7 protein-coding genes are annotated in these 6,066 nt (G+C 59.5%); 2 read left to right on the top strand and 5 right to left on the bottom strand.

Translation table 11 applies throughout. The features are described 5' to 3' along the window. Positions 1 to 116 precede the first annotated feature (116 nt). Both WCB02_RS36155 and WCB02_RS36150 read right to left on the bottom strand, forming a co-directional pair. Complete coding sequence (locus WCB02_RS36155; RefSeq protein ID WP_423966380.1) at positions 117 to 545, bottom strand: hypothetical protein; 429 nt, start codon at positions 543 to 545, stop codon at positions 117 to 119. A 25-nt stretch (positions 546 to 570) separates the two neighbouring features. Further along, the gene (locus WCB02_RS36150) at positions 571 to 801 is read right to left on the bottom strand and encodes a hypothetical protein (protein WP_423966378.1); all 231 of its coding nucleotides are present in this window, start codon (positions 799 to 801) and stop codon (positions 571 to 573) included. Between the two features lie 406 nt (positions 802 to 1,207). Between WCB02_RS36150 and WCB02_RS36145 the strand changes: the two genes are divergently transcribed. Further along, positions 1,208 to 2,965 (top strand): caspase family protein, encoded by a 1,758-nt coding sequence (locus tag WCB02_RS36145; RefSeq protein ID WP_423966375.1) that lies wholly within the window; start codon positions 1,208 to 1,210, stop codon positions 2,963 to 2,965. Between the two features lie 581 nt (positions 2,966 to 3,546). On the opposite strand, the gene WCB02_RS36140 is transcribed toward WCB02_RS36145, so the two are convergent. The 3 genes from WCB02_RS36140 to WCB02_RS36130 all read right to left on the bottom strand — a co-directional run bounded on the left by WCB02_RS36140 (position 3,547) and on the right by WCB02_RS36130 (position 4,915). Further along, a complete protein-coding gene (locus WCB02_RS36140; RefSeq protein ID WP_423966373.1) occupies positions 3,547 to 4,008 on the bottom strand; it encodes a hypothetical protein in 462 nt (153 codons plus the stop codon). 106 nt (positions 4,009 to 4,114) lie between these two features. Beyond that, positions 4,115 to 4,594: a Crp/Fnr family transcriptional regulator gene (locus WCB02_RS36135; protein WP_423966371.1), complete on the bottom strand. Its 480-nt coding sequence runs from the start codon at positions 4,592 to 4,594 to the stop codon at positions 4,115 to 4,117. Between the two features lie 150 nt (positions 4,595 to 4,744). Continuing rightward, the gene (locus WCB02_RS36130; protein WP_423966369.1) at positions 4,745 to 4,915 is read right to left on the bottom strand and encodes a hypothetical protein; all 171 of its coding nucleotides are present in this window, start codon (positions 4,913 to 4,915) and stop codon (positions 4,745 to 4,747) included. A gap of 304 nt (positions 4,916 to 5,219) precedes the next feature. On the opposite strand from WCB02_RS36130, the gene WCB02_RS36125 reads away from it, so the two are divergent. Next, positions 5,220 to 5,717 carry a hypothetical protein gene (locus tag WCB02_RS36125; RefSeq protein ID WP_423966367.1) on the top strand — a complete coding sequence of 166 codons (498 nt, stop codon included), beginning with the start codon at positions 5,220 to 5,222 and terminating at the stop codon, positions 5,715 to 5,717. Positions 5,718 to 6,066: the final 349 nt, after the last annotated feature.

Below are 6,066 nucleotides of genomic sequence, written 5' to 3'. Positions count from 1 at the left end.
CGGTAAAGCGCGGTCGGCGTCGTCGCGCGGAAGTTCCGACATGCATCCGGCCGGGGCGATGCCGGTCCGCGGCGCGCCGCCTTTCGGCTTTCGCCAACGCCGGCAAGCTGGCCAGTTCAGTCAGAGTCCGCAATCTGCTTCTCATAATCAGAAGCACTCGATCTATCTGTCATGACCTGCGGACATCTGAAACAGGCTTCTCGACCTTCCTGACGAAACCACCTGCAGGTTGACCGAATCTGGCACGCAGGGAGCGCGTTGACGACTGCGGGCAAGCCGTCAACAATCCTTTGTGCCAGACTGCAGGTACGATCCTTGAAGTGCTTGCAGCCGCCATTCGCGCAAGGTGCCGCGATGCGGAAGAGTTGAGTGGGCTTGGCCGGTCCCGCAAGACTCAGCAGCTTCTCGGAAACTGGCTGAGCCTCGGTGAGATAGCCGACCCTGCGCGCGTCGGATGCGCCCGTCATCATGCCAAAAATTCGGGCGCCCTCTGCGGTTGCCTGAGCACTGGGGCAGTCGATCTGTTTGCGGGATTCCCTGGACATGACATCCTCGATTTCGCTGCTGCCGCTATTTGAGGTTCATCAAATCCTTGGCGTAGTCAGGCGGCGGCGGAAGAGCACCGGTCGTGGTCGTCGGGAGGATTTTTCCCGAGAGGAAGCCGCCGGTGGCGCTGAAGCCGCCCGCGACGATTTCGATTTGCTCCGGCGTAAGCTGGACTGGTGCTTCAAGCGCATCACCGATCGATCTCCGGGACTCGCCGAGCTTGCTTCGAGCCACGTGAGCTTCATGCTTCTTCATCTTTCCATCTCCTGTCTCGAGACGAGCGGAGCATCCGCTTCGTCTGATGCACGAGTCTTAGCCCGTGGAAGGGATGACGACCGTGATTTCTGTCACAGGATTTCCATTCTGCGTCGCAGGATACCTTCGCGAATGCGTCGGTTACGGCGGCCGTACCCTGCAGGCATGCTGCGAAGCCTAGGTCGGCGACGACAATTCTGGCGGAGGTGGCCCCGATCCGAATTGCGGAATTCACGATCGCCTTCACCGGTTGAGAGAGCTCTCTCGCGCGCGTCGGCGGCCCATTTGAAGGTGACTGCGCTGACTCGGAAACGCCGCGCTACACATGCGCTGTGTGAGGAGCAGCATATTGCGGCTCCGCCGGTGCTGCGCTAATTTCGGCGGAGCTGTTGTTGAGGATATTTCGGTGCGGACCGCACTCATCGTTTTTCTGACGAGTCTGTTTTGTTTTTCGGCGGATGCGGCGCTGGCGGAAAAGCGCGTGGCGCTGGTTATCGGCATATCCAGATATCAGCGGGTTCCACAATTGGCCAATCCGACGCGCGATGCGGCAGCGATGTCAGCATTGTTCAAGAAGGCTGGATTCGATGTCGTGGACACCGAGAGCGACCTCGGCATTGCCGAACTGCGGCAGGTGATCCGCAGATTCTCTGAAACCTCCCGTGATGCTGATATTGCAGTGGTATATTACGCCGGTCACGGTATCGAAGTCGATGGGATCAACTATCTGATTCCGGCTGACGCCAGATTGGCAAGCGACTTCGATGTCGACGACGAGACAATTTCGCTCGACCGTTTGCTCAGGGCGCTCGACCCCGTCAGACACCTTAAGCTGGTGATTCTGGATGCGTGCCGTGATAATCCGTTCACCAGGACGATGAAGCGGACTGTCTCCAGCCGCTCGATCGGTCGTGGATTGGCGGAGATTCAACCGTCGAGTCCGGATATGCTCATTGCCTTCGCCGCCAAAGCGGGCGCCGTCGCGAGCGATGGGGATAGCGAAAACAGTCCTTTTTCAACGGCGCTTGTCAAATACATTGCCGAACCAGGGCTCGACCTGCGGCTGGCCTTCGGTCGCGTGCGCGATGATGTCTTGAAGAGCACGGGCAATCGCCAGGAGCCATTCCTTTATGGATCACTGGGCGGGGACACGGTCGCCCTGGTTCCAAAACGTATTGATGCCGAGGCGGAAGCTCACGCTGACTACGAACTGGCTGCTCAAATCGGCAACAGCGAGGCGTGGAACTCTTTCCTGGCCCATCATGGCAGCGGCATGCTTGCGGATTTTGCGCGCGCGCAGCTTGCCAAGCTTGCGGTGGCCCAGCAATCGCGCGCCAGGGCGGATGAGGCACGCAAAGAAGCCGAGGCGGAGGCGGCGCAAAAGGCCGCTGAATTGCGCCAGCAACTCGAGGAACAGAGCGCTCGGCAGGCAGCGGAAGTGAAGCAGCAACTGTCGGAGCAGGCGCGAAAGCAGCTGGACGAAACCCGCCATCAGCTCACCGAGCAGACCCAAGAGGAATTGGACAAAGCGAGGCGTCAGGTCGAGATTGCGCAACAGCAGGCAGAAGCGGCGAGGCAGGAGCTGGAGCGGACAAAACGCGAAGGCGTCGCCAGCGCCCGGCAGCAGGTCGAACAAGCCAAACCGACTTCAGGGGCGGAGGCCGAAAAGCTCGCCTCCGTCGCCCCCGGCTCGACCCCTTCGCACGGCGCAGGCCCGCCGGCGGCACTGCAAATCGACCCGTCGGACGTCATTCGGCTCCTGCAGGCGAATTTGAAGCGTCTTGGCTGCAATTCGGGTGCCGTCGACGGCAACTGGGGTGACGACTCACGCAAGGCGCTAGAGCTTTTCAACAAGAACGCCCACACTGACTTTGATGTCAAGGTGGCAAGCATTGATGTGCTCGACGCGGTCCGAAGCAAGACGGAGCGGGTGTGCCCATTGCTCTGCGGAAATGGCCAGCGCGTGGAAGGTGACAGCTGTGTCCAAATAACGTGCTATAAGGGCTTTGTTTTAAATTCAGGCGGCGCCTGCGAGAAGCGAGCGGAGCTCGCGACAAAGGCGCGCATGGCCGAACGGCATGATCCAGCGCGCAGGCCTCGGATTGCACCGGTAGTTGGCAGCGGGAAATGCTTCTTATTCGGTGGAAGGAGTTATTGCCAGTAATTGACGCTTGGTGGCCGCGTCCGCAGCGGTTGGCATTCTTTGCAGCAATGCACGGTCCTGACGCTGCAGCTTGTGAGGGATAAGGAATGAGATTCGTGAAGCTGATCGCTTGCTTGACCGCTGGGTCGTTGGGAGCTTGCTGGACGCCAAGCGCGATCGCAGCCAACTGCACGGGACCGTTTCGGTTCTACGGGCCGACGGCAAGCGCCCAGGGGACAACCAGGCGAGATCGGCCCTGCACCATCGTTTACGGCGGGCGGTCCGATATTGTCGGATACAATGTCGTCCAGCCTCCGCGTTTCGGAGTCTTGGGCAGCGCCGGCCATAGTGGCGGCCATTTTCTGACAGCGTATAAACCAAACCCGGGATATGTGGGTCCGGACGAGTTTGCTGTGTCGGTCCAATACGCGCCGCGCTCGACGCATGTTAACAAGTCTACGGTTTTTCACGTTCAGCTGACGATCGGTCCTTAGCCTTGACAGCCCAGGGTCTCTTTAGAGGTTCATGGGACGTGTGGATCACCGTGGCGCCAATTGCCGAACAAAGGGACCTGAAGCTGAATCTATTTCGGTGCCGTTGTCTTACCTGCATGCAGGGTAGCCGAACCGGGATACGATGTCGCGGCCCGAGATCTCATGAAATTCGAATGTGTCCATGAAATGGTGCTCGGATACGTATTGGCGCAGCGGCTGGTTATAGGCGGCCAGCATGTGTTGTGTTGAGCGATCGTTGATGCCGTAGCGCCTGGTGCCGCCGGCATGGAACAGCAGTGTCGCGCCGAGCGTGACGCACACGTTGCGAATCGAGAGAAAAATCGTGCACGCAGACTGACAGTGGCTGTCGATGCGAAAGCGTGCGCCCGAGGCATTGTACTGCGCGACGACCGCGTCGAAGAGCGGCATCTCGCCGGCCTTTGCGCCCATCCCCATATGCAGCGCTGAAACGGATCCATCAGCTCCCGCCGTCACTGCCGCACACATACACAGGAAAGCGGCAATCACGAACCCGCTCAACACGCGCGTCAGCCGCGAGGATGTGCGCACGGGGCTCTCCGGAGTCAATTCGACTCCGGCGGATGGTATTTGCCGGCGACTGATTGTCAATGAGCTGCCCCAAAGCCGCGGTATTCCAACAGGCGCGAAGCCGGCGTTATGGACGCGCGCGAAGCATCTGCAGTTCGGCAATGCGATTATCCGAGCGGCGGAGACGACGACAAAGCTCGCGGTTGATGTTCTGCATCACCAGCACATAGGCGTGGATGTCCGCCTTGTAGTATGTATAGAGTTTTCGGGCAGAGAGCTCGTAGAGCACGGTCGGGCACTCGCTTACAACGGTTGCGGACCGGTTCTGCATTTCGATCAGGGTCATTTCGCCGAAGAAATCGCCAGGCTCGAGATCCGCCATGCGAATCGCTTGCCCGGAATCTCCAAGCTTGGTCACCACGAGCGTGCCGGAGTGAACAATGAACATTGAGCGTCCCGGCTCTCCTTCAGCCACGACAGTGTTGCCGGCCTCGAAGCGGCATTCGACCAGCATCGAGATGAGGAGATCAAGGCTCGCATCCGAGAGACCGCCGAAGAAAGGCGTGGCGCGTAAGAACGCTTTCAGATCGGGCGAGCTGACAACCATGCGCCCACTATACCGCCGCTTCCAGCAGCGGCAAGCAGGCCATGCCTGGACGGATGCGGCTACGTCAAATCGTCGTCGCGGGAGGGTCCGGTAGCGTCAATCGAGGGGCTGCGCTCCTCGCGCAGCCCCTGATGCTTCACGGTTGGTGGTTCAGCCGGGCGGCAAAGGCTGAGGATTCAAGAAGTGAATTCCAAACGCCAGGGGCGGCAAAGGCTGAGGGTTGATATGGTCGACGCCAGTCTGCGTGCCGCTTCCGCAGATTGCATCGAGTTCCTCCGGCGTCAGCTCGCGGTCCGTCTGGATTGCGTTTGTATGGTCCATCCTTCGCTCCTTTATACTGTGCTGCGGTCAGCTGGGTCCAATACCGGCGTGACCGGTCGTTTGTCGCGGGCCGTCGTCCACGCGTTCGTGACGTAGATCACGTTGGCTCGCGAATTCTGTGGCCCCGATTGTCGAATTAAGTCTTGCGCGACGAGTGTGGCTGCAGCGACATCAATTTCGCCGAGTGCGGCGGCCTCCCGCGGCCGATTGTCCAAAAAAAGAGGCCGCTTGGCGCGGCCCTGTTTTAGTTGCGGTCGATCAAATGAAATTATTTCCGAATAGGCCCACCCGATGAGGCGGGTATGTGGAGTTGTGCGAAGATCCATTTGAGGAAATCGGAAAGATCCGAACCGCCGGGTCCGGCTACACCTTCGGCTCCCCCGCATACGGACTCCAACTCGTCGTTGGTCAATTCCGGGATTTTATCCATGGTCGTATCCTTTCACTGGATGAGAGCCGACTCCGCGGCGAAGCGAAACTCCTCAATCACAAAACGCGGGAGTTTCGCTTCGATACGCGGCTGGCTCAATCAGAAATGCGAGGTGATGCAGTATGCGATTCCACCAAGAAGACCGCCGCCAACGGCACCAGGACCGGCGCCGAGGCCACCGGCCGCCGCACCACCCAGCCCGCCCGTCACGGCTCCGGCGCCGATCGCGCCCACAAAACCCTTCCAGCTGAAATCGCCACCTGCCACCGTGTCGAGTTCCTCGATGGAAAGCTCGTGGGTCACCCGATCATCGTTCGTCATTGGATGTCTCCTTTGATTGTGTTGATGGTGCAGGACATTCCTGCAACCTGACTGGAGCATGCCTCAGTCGTTCGAAGCTCGCTGTGACGATTGTCACGCTTGAACTCATCGAGCTCAGAAGAAGGCTGTCCGATTTGAATCGCGTGCGGCGCTTCGAGTTCGGTACCTCGTGCACAACACAGTGAATCGCTCGCTGGAGTTCTGCGTTTCTCCGTGCTTCGCGTCAGAGCCGCGACTCGAAGAGGCACTCGGAACAGCCGGCTGGGCTGTTCCGTCTCCTGGGCGCTTTAAACCGAAGTTTGCGCCGTCAAAACGCACAACTGCCTGATCGGATTCCGAATTTTGAAATTAGAGGTTTCCGCTACTGGACACAGGCCTCGCTGCGCTAGTTGGACGAAGC

The sequence above is a fragment of the Bradyrhizobium sp. genome (genome assembly GCF_049581145.1).
In the GTDB taxonomy this organism is placed as follows: domain Bacteria; phylum Pseudomonadota; class Alphaproteobacteria; order Rhizobiales; family Xanthobacteraceae; genus Bradyrhizobium.
Note: the sequence above shows the minus strand (reverse complement) of the source record. Positions and strands in the feature narration are given on the sequence as shown.

Excerpts from the sequence above, each read along its gene's own strand:
- WCB02_RS36155 (WP_423966380.1), bottom strand. The coding sequence starts at position 545 with ATGTCCAGGGAATCCCGCAAACAGATCGACTGCCCCAGTGCTCAGGCA.
- WCB02_RS36150 (WP_423966378.1), bottom strand. The coding sequence starts at position 801 with ATGAAGAAGCATGAAGCTCACGTGGCTCGAAGCAAGCTCGGCGAGTCC.
- WCB02_RS36135 (WP_423966371.1), bottom strand. The coding sequence starts at position 4,594 with ATGGTTGTCAGCTCGCCCGATCTGAAAGCGTTCTTACGCGCCACGCCT.
- WCB02_RS36130 (WP_423966369.1), bottom strand. The coding sequence starts at position 4,915 with ATGGACCATACAAACGCAATCCAGACGGACCGCGAGCTGACGCCGGAG.